We start from the raw sequence: 16,966 nt of genomic DNA on the forward strand, positions 1-16,966 counted from the left end.
CCGTTCAGCCCGCCAGATTGAACTTGCCGTCGGCGCCGTAGATCGCGAGCGACGTGAGAAGGGTGATGACCACGACGACGACCAGCGACGCGCGAACTGCGTTGCCGACGGCCACGCCGACGCCGACCGGACCGCCGGAGGCGTTGAAGCCGTAGTAGGTGTGAATGAGCATGACCGCCACGGCCATGCAGATCGCCTGCACGAACGACCACAGGATGTCCGACGGGATCAGGAACGTCGAGAAGTAGTGGTCGTACACGCCGGACGACTGCCCGTACAGGACGACCGTCGCGAACCGGCTGGCGAGGAACGACGCGAGCGCCGCGAGCGAGTACAGCGGGATGATCGCGACCAGTCCGGCGACGATGCGGGTACTCACCAGGTACGGCACCGACGAGATCGCCATGACCTCGAGCGCGTCGATCTCCTCCGACACCCGCATGGCGCCGAGCTGCGCCGTCGCACCCGCGCCGATGGTCGCGGCGAGGGCGATGCCGGCGATAACCGGAACCGCGATGCGGACGTTGATGAACGCCGAGAAGAAGCCGGTGAGCGCCTCGACGCCGATGTTGGCCAGCGAACTGTAGCCCTGGACGGCGATGGTGCCGCCCGTGAACAGCGTCAGGAAGCCGACCACGACGACGGTGCCGCCGATCATGGCGAGCGCGCCGGTGCCCATCGAGATCTCCGCGATCAGGCGCAGCGTCTCCTTCTTGTACAGACGGATCGCGCGCGGGATCGAGGCGATGGCATCCCAGTAGAAGAGAGCCTGATCGCCGATCTTGTTCCAGTCCTCACCCGCGCGTTTGAGAGCGACGCGCGCAGTGAGCAGTCGTGTAGTACCTGGCAGAACCATCGATTATCCCATCGTCGCCTTGAGACCGACTGCCGTGACCACCACGTTCACGACGAACAGCGCCATGAACGAGTAGACGACGGTCTCATTGACGGCGTCACCGACGCCCTTCGCTCCACCCTTGACGTTGAGGCCGCGGTAGCAGCCCACGAGTCCGGCGAAGAGGCCGAAGAGCGCGGCCTTGATCATGGAGATCACCAGTTCTCCGAGTCCGGTGAGCAGCGTGAGGTTGGCGATGAACGCACCGGGATTCACGTCCTGCAGGTAAACCGAGAAGATGAAGCCGCCCGCGATGCCGATCGTGCAGACGAGGCTGTTGAGCAGCAGCGCCACGCCGGTCGAGGCGATGACTCGCGGCACCACCAACCGGTGGACCGGATTGATCCCGAGGACCTCGAGCGCGTCGATCTCTTCGCGGATGGTCCGGGCGCCGAGATCGGCGCAGATCGCGGTCGCCCCCGCTCCCGCGACGATCAGCACCGTGACGATCGGACCGATCTGAGTGATCGTGCCGAGCGCCGCGCCGGCGCCGGAGAGGTCCTGCGCACCGATCTCGCGAAGAAGGATGTTCAGCGTGAAACTGACGAGGACGGTGAAGGGGATCGCGACCAGCAGGGTCGGGACCAATGACACTCGGGCGATCGCCCACGACTGTTCGACGGTTTCACGCCACTGAAACGGGCGACGGAAGAGTTCCCGTGCGGACTCCACCGCCAGGGAGACGAACTCCCCCACTCCGTTCATCGGGGCAGCGAGCTTACTCGACAAGGCCCCTCCTCCCGCTCCAATGCTGGCAACCTATCACGCCGCAAAAATTGTGCTCAGCGTTACAAGCCGAGCCGACACACTGTAAAGAGATACGTGCTAATCCATCAAATCCGACGCCGAGAACGTGCCGACCTTCTCCGGCTCGGCGAAGTACCCCGACATGGCGTCGCCCAGGGCCTCGGTCGACCACTGGTCGCCGTCGGCCGCGAAGACCTCTTGGACCCTCGGCGCGGCCATGAGACTGACCTTCGGCCCGTACACGACGAACACCTGTCCTGAGACATTCTGCGCCGCGGGGCTCGCAAGGTAGCGGACCAGGGTCACCACATGCTCGGGCGACAGCGGATCGACGCTGCCCTCGGGAGCGTCGCCGAACACGTCCGCGGTCATCGCGGTGCGCGCTCGGGGGCAGATCGCGTTGGCGGTGGCGCCGTAGCGGGCCAGCGCGCGGCTGGCGGAGACCGTCAGCATCGAGATGCCGGCCTTGGCCGCCGAGTAGTTGGCCTGGCCGGCGCCGCCGAGCAGTGCCGCCTCCGACGAGGTGTTGATGAGGCGACCGTAGACCGGCGCCCCGGCGGCCTTGGACTCGGCACGCCAGTGTGCGGCGGCGTTGCGGTTCAGCAGGAAGTGGCCGCGCAGATGAACGCGCTGGACCAGATCCCACTGATCGTCGGTCATATTGAAGAGCATCGCGTCGCGGGTGATCCCTGCGTTGCTCATCACGACGTGCAGTCCGCCGAGGTCCTCGGTGGCCACGCGCATGATCTCGGTCGCCGTGGCCGAGTCCGCGATGTCGCCCGCCACCGGGACGGCCTTGCCGCCGAGTGCCGCGATCTCCGCGAAGACATCGCTGGAGTCGAGTGCCTGCTGAAGGTCGTTCACGATGACCGTGGCCCCGTCACGCGCGAGGCCGATGGCCTCTGCGCGACCCAGACCCGCACCGGCACCGGTGACGACTGCTACCCGACCGTCCAACGACTGACTCACTTCGATCCCTTCAACGCAACAAAACTAGAACATGTTCTAACACACATCCGTCGGACCATCCAGCCGATCGGGAAATCAGTGTTGTCAGTCGTCGACGATAGACAATGCCGAACGAGGGCAGCTGGCCACCACCTGCCGCATCTCCTCGCGACGGGCCTCGGCGACGTCGTCGGCGAGAATCACCAGGTAGTCGTTGTCATCGAGCTCGAAGACGTCGGGAGCCATGCCGACACAGACGGCATTCGACTCGCACAGATCGAAATCGCATTTGATGTGCATAAATTCCTCCTCCGCTGGCGACCCGGACAGTTGACGGGCTCGCGTCCTACACGTTAGAACGTGTTTCAATACTAGGGAAGCAGTATTGCGCCCCGATTGGGAAACGGCAACGGCGGGAGAGCCATGCAGATCGCCTACACGCAGGAACAAGAGCAGCTCCGGCGCGAACTTCGCGCGTACTTCGACGGACTGATGACGCCCGAGCGGCGAGCGGCGCTCACCGGCGGTGACGGAGAACTCGGCGAAGGCGACGCGTACCGCGACGTCGTGCGCCAGATGGGTCAAGACGGCTGGCTCGCCCTGGGCTGGCCCACCGAGTACGGCGGCGCGAACCGCTCGATGATGGATCAGCTGATCTTCACCGACGAGGCGGCAATCGCGGGCGCACCCGTCCCGTTCTTGACGATCAACTCGGTGGCGCCGACGATCATGCACTACGGGAGCGACGAGCAGAAGAAGTTCTTCCTGCCGAAGATCGCCGCGGGCGACCTCCACTTCTCCATCGGCTACTCCGAACCGGGCGCGGGCACCGACCTCGCGGCCCTGCGCACCACCGCGGTCAAGGAGGGCGACGAGTATGTCGTCAACGGCCAGAAGATGTGGACCTCGCTGATCCCCTACGCCGACTATGTCTGGCTGGCGTGCCGCACCGATCCCGAGGCGTCCAAGCACAAGGGCATCTCGATGCTGATCATGCCGACCACCGCCGAGGGCTTCTCGTACACGCCGGTGCACACCATGGCCGGCGTCGACACCTCTGCCACCTACTACCAGGACGTGCGCATCCCGGTGACCAACCGGGTCGGCGAGGAGGGCGGCGGATGGTCGCTGGTGACGAACCAGCTGAACCACGAGCGCGTCGCACTCTGCAGCGCCGCACCGATCCAGACCGCACTGCGGGAGACGATCGCGTTCGCCACCACCGAGGTCGACGGCCGCAAGCTGATCGATCAGCCGTGGGTGCGTGCGAATCTGGCCCGCGTCCACGCCAAGGTCGAGTTCCTGAAGCTGGTCAACTGGAAGATCGCATCGATCGCCGCCTCCGGCGGATCGCCGTCGCCCGCGGACGCCTCGGCCACCAAGGTCTTCGGCACCGAGTTCGCGACCGAGGCCTACCGACTGCTGATGGAGGTGGTCGGCCCCACCGCGACGCTGCGCCACGGCAGCCCCGGTGCCCACCTGCTCGGCCGCCTGGAGCGCTTCTCGCGCACGTCGCTGATCCTCACCTTCGGCGGCGGCACCAACGAGATTCAGCGCGACATCATCGGCATGCTCGCACTCAAGCTTCCGCCGGCCCGGCGCTGACCCGCCGCCCAGACAAGGACCAGACACATGGACTTCACCCCCACCGAAGCGGCCACCGACCTGCAGAAGCTGACCGCCGACATCGTCGACCGCATCAGCCCCGCCGAACGGGTCGCCGAACTCGAATCCGATCGCGCACCGATCGACCAGCGGCTCTGGAGCGAGCTCGCCGGAGCCGGGCTGCTCGGCCTCGCCGCACCCGAATCGGCCGACGGCGCCGACCTGACGACGCTCGAGACGGTCGCCGTCGCAACCGAACTCGGCCGCGGCCTCGCCCGAGTGCCGTTCGGTCCGCACGCGCTGGCCGGCGTTCCACTGCTCGCCGCACATGCGTCCGACGACCTGCGCTCGGCGCTTCTCGCCGCCGCGGTCGCCGGCGAGAAGGTGCTCACCGCAGCCGTCGAGGAGGACGGCAACTTCGACGCGGCAGCACCGCGCACCGTGCTCGACGACGCCGGGCTCACCGGCGTCAAGGTCAACGTGCCGTTCGCGGCCGCCGCCGACGTGCTCCTGGTCGTCGCGGCAGGCTCCGCCGGTCCGGTGCTGGCCGCGGTGCCGGCCGACCGACCCGGGGTGACGATCACCGAATCCGTGGCGACCGGACTCACGCCGGTCTACCTCGTCGAGTTCGACGGCGTCGACGTCGCACCGACCGAGATCCTCGACGGCGGGGCGGCGACGGTCGCACAGGCGTTGGATCTGCTGCGCCTCGCGGTCAGCGCCGACCAGGCCGGTACCGTCGCCGCGGCGCTCGACGCCACCGCCGAGTACGCCCGCGAACGCGAGCAGTTCAATCGCCCGATCGGCTCGTTCCAGGCGGTCGCCCAGCGTCTGGCGGATGGATACATCGACGTCCAGGCGCTGTCGCTGACCGTCACTCAGGCTGCCTGGCTGCTCTCCGGGCTCGCCGAGACGGAGGACGGCGAGACCACCGCCGCGGTCGAAACCGCCAAGTTCTGGGCCGCCGAAGCGGGGCATCGCGTCGCGCACACCACCGTTCACGTGCACGGCGGCGTCGGACTCGACACCAGCCATCCGGTGCACCGCTACTTCCTGCGCGCCAAGCAGAACGAGTTCACCCTGGGCAGCGCGCCCGTGGTGCTCGACGAGCTCGGCGACCTGCTGACCGTGAAGGCCTGAGCGGATGACCGCACCGACCCTGGGCGCAGTGACCGACGCCCGCAGCCTCGCCGAACTGCTCACCCCGCTGAACGAGGTCACCGACCGCGGGATGCACTTCGAAGGCGATTTCGTCTCCTGGCGCGATCACCTCGCCGCCAGCAGACGGCGCGGCGCGGCCCTGCGCGGGCGTCTCGATCCGGCGCGGCCCGCCCACGTGGGCGTGCTGCTGCCGAACACCCCCGAGTTCAGTTACCTGTTCGGCGCGGCCGCGCTGGGCGGGTTCGTGATCGTCGGACTGAACAGCACCCGCCGAGGTGCCGCTCTGGCCGCCGACGTCGTCCGATCCGACTGCCAGCTCGTGATCGTCTCCGACGAGACCGCCGATCTGCTCCCGAACGACAATTCTGTGCCGACTCTCAATGTCGACGGTCCGGAGTGGACCGCACTGCTCGAAGCGGCGTCGCCGGACGACTTCGTCCCGGGTGAGGTGCACCCCGACGATCTGCTGATGCTGATCTTCACCTCGGGCACCACCGGCGACCCGAAGGCGGTCCGGTGCAGTCAGCGGAAGTTCGCGGCGCCCGGCGTGATGCTCGCCGGGCGATTCGGCCTGGACCGCAGCGACGTCGCCTACCTGTCGATGCCGATGTTCCACTCCAATTCACTGATCGCCGGCTGGTCGGTCGCCGTCGCCGCGGGCGCGTCGATCGTGCTGCGCAAGAAGTTCTCGGCGAGCGGCTTCTGCGACGACGTCCGCCGCTACGGGATCACCTACGCGAACTACGTCGGCAAACCGCTGCACTACGTGCTCGCGACCCCCGAGCGGGACGACGACGCGCAGAGCACGCTGCGCCTGGTCTACGGCAACGAGGCCGGCGCCGCGGACCGCGCCGAGTTCCATCGCCGCTTCGGCGCCCGTGTGGTCGACGGCTTCGGATCCACCGAAGGCGGCGTCTCGATCACCCGGACGCCGGACACGCCGGACGACGCGCTGGGACCGCTGACGGCCCCCAACGCCGTCGTCGACCCCGACACCCTCGAACCGGTCGCGGTCGGCGAGATCGGCGAGATCGTCAACACCTCCGGCGGCGGCCTCTTCGACGGCTACTACGGAGACGAGGCGGCCACCGCCGAACGACTGCGCGGCGGCATGTACCGGACCGGCGACCTCGGATGGGTCGACGACGGCGGATACGTCCACTTCGCGGGCCGCATCGGGGACTGGCTCCGAGTCGACGGCGAGAACCTGGGAACCCGCCCCATCGAGCAGATCCTGCTCCGGCATCCGCTGGTGTCGGAGGCGACGGTTCTCGGGATCCCCGACGAGATCGGCGACACCGTGGGCGCGGTGCTGGTGGCGCCCGGACTCTCCGAGGACTCGCTCGTGGAGTTCCTCGAAGCCCAGTCGGACCTCGGACCGAAGCAGTGGCCGACGACGGTCTGGCTCGCCGACACCCAGCCCGAGACGGCGACCTTCAAGACCGCCCGCGCCGCGCTGGCCGCTTCACTCGGCGAGCCGACCTGGCATCCGAAGCGGCGGTAGCACTCCCGTCACCGTCACGGCAGCAGTGCCATCTCGCGCGCATTGCGAATCGCGGTCGCGAGACGGCGCTGCTGCTGAACGGACAGTCCGGTCACCGACCGCTTGCGGATACGACCGCGGTCGGTGAGGAACCGGCGCAGCGTCTCGGTGTCCTTGTAGTCGAAGGTGAGATGCGGATCGACTCGGTGCCGCCGCTCGTCCCGCATCACCAGCTCGCCTTCGCGATGCCGGGCAGTTCGCCGCGGTGGGCCATCTCCCGGAAACGGATACGGGACACGCCCGCCTTTCGAAGGTGGCCGCGCGGGCGGCCGTCGACGACGTCCCGGTTCCGAAGGCGGGTGGCACTCGCATCCCGGGGCTGATTCGACAGCTCCACCTGCGCCGCGCGGCGTACGGCGGGCTCGGCGGTCGAATCGGCGATGATCCGCTTCAGCTCACTCCGACGCTCGGCGTATCGCTCGACGACCGCCCGACGCTGCTCGTTCCGCATCACTTTCGACTTCTTCGCCATCAGCGGTCCTCCTTGAACTCGACGTGCCGACGGACGATCGGGTCGTACTTGCGCAGCACCATCCGGTCCGGATCGTTGCGCCGGTTCTTCCGCGTCACGTACGTGTAGCCGGTCCCCGCGGTCGAGCGGAGCTTGATCACCGGCCGGATGTCGGTGCTCTTCGCCATCAGATCCGCTCCCCTCGTCGCTGGATTCGGGCGACCGCGGCGTCGATGCCGTCGCGGTCGATCACCTTGATCCCCTTGGCGCTCACCCGCAGGGTGACGTTCCGCGAGAGCGACGGCACCCAGTACGTCTTCCGGAACAGGTTCGGCCGCCACTGGCGGGACGTCCGCCGATGTGAATGCGAGACCTGCCTCCCGAATCCCGGGACCCTGCCGGTCACCTGACATCGTGCTGCCACGACAACTCCTTATCGGTAATGATTCGCAACAATTCCGGATGTCACGCTACAGTGAGATTCGGAATTAATGAAAACCATTACAAGTAAGGAATGATTCGCGATGACTCCGGCACACCTCGATCGCACTCCGCTGACCCTGGTCACCGGGTTGGATCGCACCGTCTCCGCCCGGATCGCCCACGCCCTCGCCGCTCCGGGAACCGCGATCGTCAGCCACGATCTCCGCGACGTCGGACGCGGCCGCGTCACCCGGTCGGTTCACCGGATCGACCTCGACGGGCACGATCGCTTCAGCCTCGACGACGTCGAACTCGAGCACGGCTGCGTGTCGTGCACTCTGCGCCTGGATCTGCTGCCGCTCCTCCGGGTACTCCACCGGGAACCCGGCGTGGCCCGGATCGTGGTGGCGCTCGACCCGGTGGTCGAACCGGAGAACGTGGCCCTGGAAGTCCGGCAGACGGTGGTCGATGTGCCCGGACTGGCACCGGCGGCCGCGGGCGACGACGTCAGCCTCACCCACACGGTGTGCGGCGTCGACGCCGGTCGATGGCTCGATGAGGCCACCGGCGACATCACTCTCGCCGAGGCGGGCCTTTCCGTTGACGAAGACGAGCGGACAGTCGCGCAGGTCGCCGTCGGACAGGTGAGATTCGCCGACACAGTCATCGTCGAACGTGCCGACTCCACCGGTGGCGCATGGAATCTCGCGCGACTGCACGCCGTGCTGGTCCGCCTGGCCCCCGGCGCGGGCATGCGAACCCTGAACAGCCTCCAGCGACTCGACACGGCATTGATGGCGGGCGCGCTCGGCTCCGGGACGAGGCATTCCCCGCACGGCGTGCCGCGCAGACCGTTCGACCCGCTGCTCGCGGGCCGACCCGACCTCGACGGCGACTGCGGTGTCGAACTGATCACCGTCGAGGCCGCTCGGCCCTTCCATCCGGAGCGTCTGCACCTTGCGCTCGACGCACTGCTCGACGGCGTCGTCACCGCGCAGGGACGCCTGTGGATCGCGGCGAACCCCGACGATGTCCTGTGGCTCGAATCCGCGGGCGGCGCACTCGGCATCCGCCGAGTGGGCCGCTGGCTCGCCGCGTCCCCGGAGGGAACCGCCGATCCGGAGCACCGCGCGATGGCCGCCCTGCACTGGGACGACGTCTACGGCGATCGCCACTCCAGCGTCACCGTGCTGTGCCATCGGGCGGCGCCCGACCAGATCCGCGCGGCCTTCGACGACGCGCTGGTGACCGATGCGGAACTGGCGCTGGGCCCGGACTTCCTCGCGAATCTGCCGTCGCCGTTCGGCACCGAGCATCGAGACCCGTGCGACGACTTCGAGTCCACCGACCGCTCCGTCCAGGTGGATCAGACTGAAGGAGAAGACAGATGAAACCCGGCATCCATCCCGACTACCGGCCCCTGGTGTTCCGAGACGCGGCGACCGGCGCCGCATTCCTCACCCGGTCGACTGCGGCCGCCGCGCTCGACCCGGCGCACCCCACGATCGAGTGGACCGACGGGAACACGTACCCGCTCATCACCGTCGACGTGACCAGCGATTCGCATCCGTTCTGGACCGGCACACGACGACTGGTCGACACCGAGGGCCGAGTCGAGCGATTCAACCGGCGATACGGCCGGGAGCCGTCGAGCTAGGCGTCTATTCCAGCGTCGCGTTCATTCGCGCGACGGCGTCCTTGTACTCCGTCACCAGCCCGTCGATCAGCTTCTCGACCGGCGTGATCTCGTTGCAGCGGCCGACGATCTGACCGGCGGGCATGGCCACGACCTTCGGATCGTCGGAGGCCGAGATGCGGGCGTGAGCCTCGCCGACCAGCAGGTTCTGCAGCGGCATCGGCAGCGGATCGGGAGCGCCCGGGGCGTCCCAGGCGTCGGTCCACGCCGTCTTGAGCAGACGCGCGGGCTTACCCGAGTAGATACGTCGCCGCACGGTGTCCCGCGAGGTCGCGGCGAGCAGCGCCTGCTGAACAGTCGACGGCTCGCCGGGCTTGTGCGCGCCGAGGTTGTATTCGGCGGCGGTGAGCCAGTAGGTACCCATCCACACGCCCTGCGCACCGAGGGCGACGGCCGCGGCGATCTGCCTGCCGCTGCCGACGCCGCCCGCAGCGAGGACGGGAGCATCGCCGACCGCGTCGACCAGTTCGGGCCACAGGATCATCGAGGTCACCTCACCGGTGTGCCCGCCGCCCTCGTAGCCCTGCGCGATGACGATGTCGACGCCCGCCTCGAGATGATGCAGAGCGTGCTCCTTGGCACCGGCCAGCGCCGCAACCGCGACACCGTTGTCGTGCGCGATTCCGATCACGTCCTCCGGCGGCGAGCCGAGGGCGTTCGCGATCAGCTTGATCTGGCCGTACTTGCGGGTGTGCTCCATCGCGATGTCGACGTGCGACCGCGCCACCGAGTGGAGCCAGCCGAGCACACCGGTGTTCACGCGATCGCCGCCGTCCGGCAGCGGCGGAACGCCGAGATCGTCCAGCGTGCGTTCGACGAACGCCCGGTGCTCCGGCGGAATCATCGCGTCGAGGTCGACCTTCGATCCCTCGGTGGGAATCTTCGCCGGCATCACCACATCGACACCGAAGGGCTTGCCGTCGGTGTTCTCATGCATCCACTCCAGGACCGCGTCGAGTTCCTCCGGCTCGTTGAACCGCACGCAGCCGAGCACGCCGAGGCCTCCCGCGCGACTGATGGCCGCGGCGACTTCCTCGCTGGGGGTGAAGCCGAAGATCGGGTAGTCGATCCCGAACCGCTCACACAATGGGGTCTTCATCAATGTCCTTGTCGTAGAAGGGTGTTCAAACAGATCTCGAAAGTCAGAGCGCCTGATCGGCAGTCCGGGCGTCGGTGACCTCGCGAGCCCAGCGGTAATCCGGCTTGCCCGCCGGTGACCGCTTCAGCTCGTCGACGAACCACACGCTTCGCGGGCACTTGTAACCCGCGAGTTCCGCGCGCACGACGGTGTTCAAGGCTTCCAGGGCCGGTCGATGCCCGTTGCGGGGCTGAACCACGGCCGCGACGCGCTGACCGAAGCGGTCGTCGGCCACCCCGACCACGACCGCGTCGAACACGTCCGGATGCGCCTTGAGCGCGGCCTCCACCTCTTCGGGGAAGACCTTCTCGCCGCCGGTGTTGATCGACATCGATCCGCGGCCGAGCATGGTGATGGTGCCGTCGGCTTCGATGGTCGCGAAGTCTCCGGGCATCGAATAGCGCACGCCGTCGTACACGACGAACGTCTCCGCCGACTTGGCCGGATCGTTGTGATAGCGCAGAGGAATGTGGCCCGACCTCGCCAGGCGCCCGACCTCGCCGGAACCGGCCTCGAGGAGTCGGCCGTCGTCGGCGAGGACGTGCGTGCTCGGATCGGCTTTGACGGTCGGCGCACCGACACGGCTCTGCCCCTTCACCGCCATGCCCATGCCGCCGAAACCGGTCTCCGACGAGCCGATCGCGTCCACGATCACCGCATTGGGCAGACGATCCAGGTAGCGGTCCTTGACCGACGGCGAGAACAGCGCCGCCGACGACGCCACCGACACCACGGTCGACGTGTCGTAGTCACCCGCCTCCAGTTCCTCGATCATCGGCCGCCCCATCGCATCTCCGGTGATGAAGACGACGTTCACCCCGTGCCGCTGCACCGCCTGCCACACAGAGGCCGCGTCGAAGTCTGGGTAGACCACCGCCTTGCCGCCCGCGAACAGCGACTGGAACACCGCCCATTGGCTGCCGCCGTGAATGAAGGGCGGGATCGGAAAGCGAACCAGCTGACCGCCTTCGGCACCCGTCCGCGCGTGCTCCCACTCGTCCTCGATCGGGCGACCGGTATACCAGTCGATGCCGCCGCCGAGAACGCGCCACACGTCCTCCTGGCGCCACACCACTCCCTTCGGACGCCCGGTGGTGCCGCCGGTGTACAGCATGTAGAGGTCGTCACCCGAACGTTCCTCGAAGTCGCGATCGGGCGACGAGTCCGCGACGGCCCGCTCGTACTCCACGACGGCGTCGGCGTCAGAACAGGCGAGTGGAGTGCCCGAGCCGTCCTCGATGACGATGCGATGCGCGACGTCCGTCGTCGAATTCGATAACACGTTGCACACCTTCGGCGTGTACTGCCGCTCATGAATCAGCACCCGCATCTGCGAGTCGCTGAAGATGTGTTCCAGTTCGCTCTCGACGTACCGGTAGTTGACGTTCACCATGACCGCGCGAGCCTTGAAGATCGCGATCATCGCCTCCACCGACTCGATGGTGTTTCTGCTGTACAGACCCACCGAATCGCCCGGCTGCACCCCGAGCGACCGAAGCGTGTGGGCGAGCGCGTTGGCCCGCCCGTCGAGCTCGGCATAAGTCAGCGAACGATCCCCCGATTCGAGCGCGACGCGGTCGGGCATGAGGTCGACGGCGTGCTCGAAAAGGTCCGCGATTGTGAAGGCCATGCGTCAAAACTAGAACGTGTTACTGTTCGCGGCAAGGAAAAGATCTCCCCAGGAGGAAGAATGTCCCCAGAAAGTGCCGTTGCGGACGCGAACACCACGGCCGCGCCGGAGTGCCTGGTCGAGAAGCGCGGACACGTGCTGATCGTGACGATGAATCGCCCCGAGGCTCGCAACGCGCTGTCGGGTCCGATGATGCGAATCATGGAGGAGGCCTGGGATCAGGTCGACGCCGACCCCGACATCCGCGTGGCGATCCTGACCGGGGCCGGCGGTTACTTCTGCGCGGGCGCCGACCTCAAGGCCATGAACCAGTCCGCACCGGGCGACTCGTTCGCCAAGGGCGGCTGGGATCTCACCCGGCTCCCGGCCCTCCTCAAGGGACGCCGGCTGTCGAAGCCGCTCATCGCGGCCGTCGAGGGCCCGGCCATCGCAGGCGGCACCGAGATCCTGCAGGGCACCGACATCCGCGTCGCCGCCGAGAGCGCGAAGTTCGGTGTGTCCGAAGCCAAGTGGGGCCTGTTCCCGCTCGGCGGCAGCGCCGTCCGACTGGTTCGGCAGATCCCGTACACCGTCGCCGCCGACATCCTCCTGACCGGCCGCCACATCACCGCCGCGGAGGCCAAGGAGTACGGACTCGTCGGACACGTGGTGCCCGACGGCTCCGCGCTCGACAAGGCGCTGGAGATCGCCGACCAGATCGCGGCCAACGGCCCCCTCGCCGTTCAGGCGATTCTCAAGACCATCCGCGACAGCGAGGGCCTGCACGAGGAGGAGGCGTTCAAGATCGACGCCGAGCTGGGCGCCAAGGTGTTCCAGTCCAAGGACGCCAAGATCGGCCCGCGTGCGTTCGCTAATCGCGAGAAGCCCGAGTTCACCGGCGAGTAGCGATACGCCGGAATTGTCGTAGGCGACCGATAGCCTCCTGCCACGTTCGGATCCGTTCCGATTCGACGATGGCAGGAGGTTTTTCATGTCACCGATCCCCGTCGCACGCCCCGCCGCGCCCGGCATCATCATGCCGCGTTCGGTAGTCGTGCACGACGTGCACGTCGTGATCGCACCCTGCGAGCCCGGACGGTGCCGCTACCTCGCGGTGTCGGACTTCGGCACCTGGTCGGCCACCGTGCGCACCGGTCACCCGCGGGCGGCTGTCCTCGACGCTGCCGCGGCCGTCCGCAACGTGATCAGTCGTGATGTCGTCCTCCGGATGGTCGTCCGTGTCCCGCGGCCCGTGCCCACGCCCGCGCACGCCGTCGAGATCGAGGCGCACTTCCCCGGCGTGCGTCTCGACGTCGAGCGCTCCACCGATCGTCCGATTCTCGACCGACTCGAACACGACCTCCAGACCTGGCTTCGCGCGGCTGCGCGCGATCGGCCGCCCCTGCTGGTCGCGACGGACGGCTCGGTTCGCGAGGCTTCGATGGGATACGCCTGGCTGTCGGAGACCGGGCAGCACGGTTTTGCCGGCGAACTCGACGGCAGCCGGCACACCCACGGCAATCGCGTCGTCAAGGCCGAACTCTGCGCGATCGGGTCGGCGATCGCCGCGATACCCCATCGACGTCTGACCGTGCTCGTCGACAGCACGGCCGCGATCGGCATCATGCAGCGGTGGCAGCGCGGCGGACCCGATCGACCCACAGCGTTCATGACCGCCCTCATGCGGTCCTCGCGCATCAGGGAACTGCAGGCCCGAACGTTCACCGAACGCGACCGGCTCGACTTCCGATGGGTCCCGGGCCACCGGGGAGTCCCGCTGAACGAGGGTGCGGACGCACTTGCAGCCCTGGCGCGCCGCTGCGTCACCGAATGCGTGGCCGAGAAGGAACAGCGCGCCACCGGACTCGCAGAATCATTCGCGGCGTTGCACCGGCAGGCGGCTCCATGGACAACGATGTCCTCCGCGTCCCCGCCATCACTTCTCATGGACGCATGGTCCACCAACAGTCCTCACGGGGACGCGCAGGTCACCAGCTCGGTCGCCGCGATTTCCATTCGACGACCCCAAGGGCATGACCTGCGCAGATGCCGGGCCGTCTTGACAGAGCCCTTGCGCTGAGATCAATTAGCGAGAACTCTCTAATACATGGATCTCCCACTCGCCCAAGCAGTCCTCGACGCACAACCGTTCAGCAAGCTCCTCGACGCCCGAATCGCCGACATCGGCACCGAGCACGTGGTCCTCGAGGTCCCAGTCGACGACCGGTTCCGCCAGCAGTACGGCCTGATCCACGGCGGAGTCCTCGCCTACCTCGCCGACAACTCACTCACCTACGCCGCCGCCCTCAAGCTCGGCGAGAGCGTCCTGACCAGCGGATTCAGCATCGACTACCTGGCCGCGGCCCGGGACGGCGTGGCCGTCCGCGCGACCGCGACACTGGTCCACGGAGGAAGACGGAAGGCCTCCGCGAGATGCGAGATCGAGATCGTCGACGCCGACGGCAACGCCGAGCTGTGCGCCGTCGCGATGGGCACGGCACTGTCGACAGCCGCCTGAAATGGGCCGGCAGCCGCGCTACTCGACAGACGAACTACTCGACGCGGCGTTGGACATCGCTCTCGCGAAGGGTATCGGCGCCGTCACGATGACCGCCGTCGCCACCGCGACGGGGGCGCCTTCGGGATCGATGTACCACCGGTTCGCGAGCCGTGACGAACTCATGGCCCGACTCTGGCTGCGGACGATCCAGAGCTTTCAGGCCGGCCTGCTCGAGGCCCTCTCACTCGACGGGTCCGACGCCGTGATCGACGCCTGCCTGGGACACGTCTTCACATGGACCGACGCGAACCCGGATCTCGCCCGACTGATGCTCACCTACAGCGAGAACGACATCGTCGGCGCATGGCACGACACCCTCGCCGTCGAACTCCGCGCAGCCAACGACCGCGTGCGTACGGCGTTGACCGAGTTCACGCGACGCCACTTCGGCGACACGCATCGCGAGCACATCGACCGGACGATCTACGCCCTCGTCGACCTCCCCTACACCGCGGTTCGGCGCCATCTCCCCGACGGGCGCCCGCGACCCTGGCTGCGGACGTTCACCCGAGATGCAGCTCGTCGAGTTCTGACGAATCCGTGACGGTGACTAACGTCATAGCCCGATCGGACGACATACCAGGTAAGGCAGACGCCGACCGACCTCGCCGAGGAGTTCCCATGCCCGTCCGAACCGCACGCCACCGCACCCTTCGCAGTCGCCTGACCGCAGCCGCCGTCGCCGTCGGCGCCGTCGCAGCCTCGGTCGTCGCAGGCATCGGCCATGCCGACGCCGTCACCAAGGAGTACCCGCTTCACGACTGCATCAACATCAGCCCGAACATCGTCGACCTGCCCTACATGCCGACCCGCGTGTTCGTCTCCGACTACGCCGGGACCACGTACATGCAGATCACGTACGGCAGCTACTGGATCGGCGTCGGCTACGACTCCGTCGCCCGGCTCGACTGGACCAACCTGACCACCAACAGGAAGGGCACCTTGATCGACAAGAGTTGGGTGCGCCCGCCGAACACGGGCGTCCATAACTTCACGCTGCCGAGCCGCGACTTCGGACCGGGCAAGGTGAAGCTGACCCTGAGCACCGTGAACCGCAACGCGCTCTGGGCGATTCCCGCGCGCAGCTGCGGCGGAGTGGTGGTCGCGCCTTAGATCTAGACCCCCGCTACACCAGCTCCCCCATCGCACGCACCGTCTCGACGTCCCGCGCGGTCACCATCAGGGTCGTGACACCCGCGTCCTCCCAGACCTTGATCTGCCCGCGCACCTCGTCCGCGGTGCCGACGAGCATCGTCTCGCGGACCATCTCGTCGGGAACCGCGGCCAGCGCCTCGTCCTTGCGGCCTGCGCGGAACAGCCTGCCGATGTCGTCGACCACCTGGCCGTACCCCATCCGGCGATACAGGTCGGCGTGGAAGTTCTTCTCCTCGGCGCCCATGCCGCCGACGTACAGGGCGGTCGACGGACGGTAGCGGTCGATCGCCGCGTCGACGTCGTCGGTGATCACACACTGCACGGTCGCCGAGATCTCGAAGTCCGCCCTCGACCGCCGCGCGCCCGGCCGGGCGAATCCCTCGTCGAGCCACTCGTCGTACATGCCGGCCAGCCGCGGTGTGTAGAAGATCGCGAGCCAGCCGTCGGCGATCTCGGCGGTCTGCGCCACGTTCTTCGGCCCCTCGGCGCCGAGCCAGATCGGCATGTCCGCGCGGAGCGGATGCACGATCGGCTTCAGCGGCTTGCCCAGGCCGACGACGCCCGGTCCGTCACGGAGCGGCAGCGGATAGTGCGGCCCGTCGTTGACCACGGCGCTCTCACGGGCGAGCACGTCGCGCACCACCTGGACGTACTCGCGGGTGCGCGCCAGCGGCTTCGCGAACGACTGCCCGTACCAGCCCTCCACCACCTGCGGTCCAGAAACACCGAGACCGATGATGTGCCTGCCGCCCGAGAGATGGTCGAGCGTCAACGCGGCCATCGCGAGCGTGGTGGGCGGACGCGCCGACAACTGCGAGACCGCAGTACCGAGCCGCAGGGTGGTCGTGGAGGCTCCCCACCAGGCCAGCGGCGTGTAGGTGTCCGACCCCCACGACTCCGCGGTGAACACCGAGTCGAAGCCGGACTCCTCCGCCGCGCGCAACAGTTCCGGGACGCCCACGGGCGGCTGAGCACTCCAATAGCCCAGCTGTAGGCCAAGTTTCACTGCATACCCTTCCGTCAAAGCCTTGCGGC

The 16,966-nt window shown here is 67.8% G+C and carries 21 protein-coding genes; 10 read left to right on the forward strand and 11 right to left on the reverse strand.

The window, feature by feature from the left end:
- Positions 1-4: 4 nt before the first annotated feature.
- The 4 genes from SCNU_RS09080 to SCNU_RS09095 all read right to left on the reverse strand — a co-directional run bounded on the left by SCNU_RS09080 (position 5) and on the right by SCNU_RS09095 (position 2,890).
- Positions 5-856 carry an MlaE family ABC transporter permease gene (locus tag SCNU_RS09080; protein WP_009679067.1) on the reverse strand — a complete coding sequence of 284 codons (852 nt, stop codon included), beginning with the start codon at positions 854-856 and terminating at the stop codon, positions 5-7.
- 3 nt (positions 857-859) lie between these two features.
- On the reverse strand, positions 860-1,624 hold the full coding sequence (locus tag SCNU_RS09085; RefSeq protein WP_040518083.1) for an MlaE family ABC transporter permease: 765 nt from the start codon (positions 1,622-1,624) through the stop codon (positions 860-862).
- 96 nt (positions 1,625-1,720) lie between these two features.
- A complete protein-coding gene (locus tag SCNU_RS09090) occupies positions 1,721-2,611 on the reverse strand; it encodes a 3-oxoacyl-ACP reductase (RefSeq protein WP_009679069.1) in 891 nt (296 codons plus the stop codon).
- An 84-nt stretch (positions 2,612-2,695) separates the two neighbouring features.
- Positions 2,696-2,890 (reverse strand): ferredoxin, encoded by a 195-nt coding sequence (locus tag SCNU_RS09095; protein WP_009679070.1) that lies wholly within the window; start codon positions 2,888-2,890, stop codon positions 2,696-2,698.
- Between the two features lie 123 nt (positions 2,891-3,013).
- Here SCNU_RS09095 and SCNU_RS09100 point away from each other — a divergent pair, with 123 nt between their 5' ends.
- Genes SCNU_RS09100 through SCNU_RS09110 form a run of 3 tightly spaced genes read left to right on the forward strand, consistent with a single transcriptional unit; the run spans position 3,014 to position 6,860 of the window.
- Positions 3,014-4,195 carry an acyl-CoA dehydrogenase family protein gene (locus SCNU_RS09100; protein ID WP_009679071.1) on the forward strand — a complete coding sequence of 394 codons (1,182 nt, stop codon included), beginning with the start codon at positions 3,014-3,016 and terminating at the stop codon, positions 4,193-4,195.
- Between the two features lie 27 nt (positions 4,196-4,222).
- Positions 4,223-5,335, forward strand: a complete 1,113-nt coding sequence (locus SCNU_RS09105; RefSeq protein WP_009679072.1) for an acyl-CoA dehydrogenase family protein — start codon at positions 4,223-4,225, stop codon at positions 5,333-5,335.
- Positions 5,336-5,339: 4 nt separating this feature from the next.
- The gene (locus SCNU_RS09110; protein WP_009679073.1) at positions 5,340-6,860 is read left to right on the forward strand and encodes an AMP-binding protein; all 1,521 of its coding nucleotides are present in this window, start codon (positions 5,340-5,342) and stop codon (positions 6,858-6,860) included.
- 14 nt (positions 6,861-6,874) lie between these two features.
- Here SCNU_RS09110 and rpsR read toward each other — a convergent pair whose 3' ends face one another.
- Genes rpsR through rpmB form a run of 4 tightly spaced genes read right to left on the reverse strand, consistent with a single transcriptional unit; the run spans position 6,875 to position 7,774 of the window.
- Positions 6,875-7,066 (reverse strand): 30S ribosomal protein S18, encoded by a 192-nt coding sequence (gene rpsR / locus SCNU_RS09115; RefSeq protein WP_009679074.1) that lies wholly within the window; start codon positions 7,064-7,066, stop codon positions 6,875-6,877.
- Complete coding sequence (rpsN, locus tag SCNU_RS09120) at positions 7,066-7,371, reverse strand: 30S ribosomal protein S14 (RefSeq protein ID WP_009679075.1); 306 nt, start codon at positions 7,369-7,371, stop codon at positions 7,066-7,068. The genes rpsR and rpsN overlap by 1 nt, the downstream gene beginning before the upstream one ends.
- Positions 7,371-7,541 (reverse strand): 50S ribosomal protein L33, encoded by a 171-nt coding sequence (rpmG, locus tag SCNU_RS09125; RefSeq protein ID WP_202945096.1) that lies wholly within the window; start codon positions 7,539-7,541, stop codon positions 7,371-7,373. Before rpmG ends, rpsN begins: the two co-directional genes overlap by 1 nt.
- Positions 7,538-7,774: a 50S ribosomal protein L28 gene (gene rpmB, locus SCNU_RS09130; protein WP_009679077.1), complete on the reverse strand. Its 237-nt coding sequence runs from the start codon at positions 7,772-7,774 to the stop codon at positions 7,538-7,540. The genes rpmG and rpmB overlap by 4 nt, the downstream gene beginning before the upstream one ends.
- A 100-nt stretch (positions 7,775-7,874) precedes the next feature.
- Between rpmB and mrf the strand changes: the two genes are divergently transcribed.
- Positions 7,875-9,164, forward strand: coding sequence for a ribosome hibernation factor-recruiting GTPase MRF (gene mrf / locus SCNU_RS09135; protein ID WP_009679078.1), 1,290 nt, complete (start codon positions 7,875-7,877; stop codon positions 9,162-9,164).
- On the forward strand, positions 9,161-9,430 hold the full coding sequence (locus SCNU_RS09140; protein WP_009679079.1) for a type B 50S ribosomal protein L31: 270 nt from the start codon (positions 9,161-9,163) through the stop codon (positions 9,428-9,430). The genes mrf and SCNU_RS09140 overlap by 4 nt, the downstream gene beginning before the upstream one ends.
- Before the next feature lie 4 nt (positions 9,431-9,434).
- On the opposite strand, the gene SCNU_RS09145 is transcribed toward SCNU_RS09140, so the two are convergent.
- Both SCNU_RS09145 and SCNU_RS09150 read right to left on the reverse strand, forming a co-directional pair.
- Positions 9,435-10,568, reverse strand: coding sequence for an NAD(P)H-dependent flavin oxidoreductase (locus SCNU_RS09145; protein WP_009679080.1), 1,134 nt, complete (start codon positions 10,566-10,568; stop codon positions 9,435-9,437).
- A 43-nt stretch (positions 10,569-10,611) separates the two neighbouring features.
- Positions 10,612-12,237 carry an acyl-CoA synthetase gene (locus SCNU_RS09150; RefSeq protein ID WP_009679081.1) on the reverse strand — a complete coding sequence of 542 codons (1,626 nt, stop codon included), beginning with the start codon at positions 12,235-12,237 and terminating at the stop codon, positions 10,612-10,614.
- A gap of 60 nt (positions 12,238-12,297) precedes the next feature.
- Between SCNU_RS09150 and SCNU_RS09155 the strand changes: the two genes are divergently transcribed.
- The 5 genes from SCNU_RS09155 to SCNU_RS09175 all read left to right on the forward strand — a co-directional run bounded on the left by SCNU_RS09155 (position 12,298) and on the right by SCNU_RS09175 (position 15,889).
- Positions 12,298-13,122 carry a crotonase/enoyl-CoA hydratase family protein gene (locus tag SCNU_RS09155; protein ID WP_009679082.1) on the forward strand — a complete coding sequence of 275 codons (825 nt, stop codon included), beginning with the start codon at positions 12,298-12,300 and terminating at the stop codon, positions 13,120-13,122.
- A gap of 85 nt (positions 13,123-13,207) precedes the next feature.
- Positions 13,208-14,296 carry an RNase H family protein gene (locus SCNU_RS20000; protein WP_009679083.1) on the forward strand — a complete coding sequence of 363 codons (1,089 nt, stop codon included), beginning with the start codon at positions 13,208-13,210 and terminating at the stop codon, positions 14,294-14,296.
- Positions 14,297-14,323: 27 nt separating this feature from the next.
- Positions 14,324-14,734 (forward strand): PaaI family thioesterase, encoded by a 411-nt coding sequence (locus SCNU_RS09165; protein WP_009679084.1) that lies wholly within the window; start codon positions 14,324-14,326, stop codon positions 14,732-14,734.
- A gap of 1 nt (position 14,735) precedes the next feature.
- Entirely contained in the window at positions 14,736-15,320 is a 585-nt protein-coding gene (locus SCNU_RS09170; protein ID WP_009679085.1) for a TetR/AcrR family transcriptional regulator, read from the forward strand.
- Between the two features lie 77 nt (positions 15,321-15,397).
- Positions 15,398-15,889: a hypothetical protein gene (locus tag SCNU_RS09175; protein ID WP_009679086.1), complete on the forward strand. Its 492-nt coding sequence runs from the start codon at positions 15,398-15,400 to the stop codon at positions 15,887-15,889.
- 13 nt (positions 15,890-15,902) lie between these two features.
- Here SCNU_RS09175 and SCNU_RS09180 read toward each other — a convergent pair whose 3' ends face one another.
- Complete coding sequence (locus SCNU_RS09180; RefSeq protein WP_040518087.1) at positions 15,903-16,937, reverse strand: LLM class F420-dependent oxidoreductase; 1,035 nt, start codon at positions 16,935-16,937, stop codon at positions 15,903-15,905.
- Between the last annotated feature and the right edge of the window lie 29 nt (positions 16,938-16,966).

This window comes from Gordonia neofelifaecis NRRL B-59395 (assembly GCF_000192435.1).
Taxonomy (GTDB): Bacteria; Actinomycetota; Actinomycetes; order Mycobacteriales; family Mycobacteriaceae; genus Gordonia; species Gordonia neofelifaecis.

Excerpts from the sequence above, each read along its gene's own strand:
- SCNU_RS09165 (WP_009679084.1), top strand. The coding sequence starts at position 14,324 with ATGGATCTCCCACTCGCCCAAGCAGTCCTCGACGCACAACCGTTCAGC.
- SCNU_RS20000 (WP_009679083.1), top strand. The coding sequence starts at position 13,208 with ATGTCACCGATCCCCGTCGCACGCCCCGCCGCGCCCGGCATCATCATG.
- SCNU_RS09100 (WP_009679071.1), top strand. The coding sequence starts at position 3,014 with ATGCAGATCGCCTACACGCAGGAACAAGAGCAGCTCCGGCGCGAACTT.
- SCNU_RS09150 (WP_009679081.1), bottom strand. The coding sequence starts at position 12,237 with ATGGCCTTCACAATCGCGGACCTTTTCGAGCACGCCGTCGACCTCATG.
- mrf (WP_009679078.1), top strand. The coding sequence starts at position 7,875 with ATGACTCCGGCACACCTCGATCGCACTCCGCTGACCCTGGTCACCGGG.
- SCNU_RS09080 (WP_009679067.1), bottom strand. The coding sequence starts at position 856 with ATGGTTCTGCCAGGTACTACACGACTGCTCACTGCGCGCGTCGCTCTC.
- SCNU_RS09110 (WP_009679073.1), top strand. The coding sequence starts at position 5,340 with ATGACCGCACCGACCCTGGGCGCAGTGACCGACGCCCGCAGCCTCGCC.
- SCNU_RS09175 (WP_009679086.1), top strand. The coding sequence starts at position 15,398 with ATGCCCGTCCGAACCGCACGCCACCGCACCCTTCGCAGTCGCCTGACC.
- SCNU_RS09170 (WP_009679085.1), top strand. The coding sequence starts at position 14,736 with ATGGGCCGGCAGCCGCGCTACTCGACAGACGAACTACTCGACGCGGCG.
- SCNU_RS09105 (WP_009679072.1), top strand. The coding sequence starts at position 4,223 with ATGGACTTCACCCCCACCGAAGCGGCCACCGACCTGCAGAAGCTGACC.
- SCNU_RS09140 (WP_009679079.1), top strand. The coding sequence starts at position 9,161 with ATGAAACCCGGCATCCATCCCGACTACCGGCCCCTGGTGTTCCGAGAC.
- rpsN (WP_009679075.1), bottom strand. The coding sequence starts at position 7,371 with ATGGCGAAGAAGTCGAAAGTGATGCGGAACGAGCAGCGTCGGGCGGTC.
- rpsR (WP_009679074.1), bottom strand. The coding sequence starts at position 7,066 with ATGCGGGACGAGCGGCGGCACCGAGTCGATCCGCATCTCACCTTCGAC.
- SCNU_RS09155 (WP_009679082.1), top strand. The coding sequence starts at position 12,298 with ATGTCCCCAGAAAGTGCCGTTGCGGACGCGAACACCACGGCCGCGCCG.
- SCNU_RS09145 (WP_009679080.1), bottom strand. The coding sequence starts at position 10,568 with ATGAAGACCCCATTGTGTGAGCGGTTCGGGATCGACTACCCGATCTTC.
- SCNU_RS09095 (WP_009679070.1), bottom strand. The coding sequence starts at position 2,890 with ATGCACATCAAATGCGATTTCGATCTGTGCGAGTCGAATGCCGTCTGT.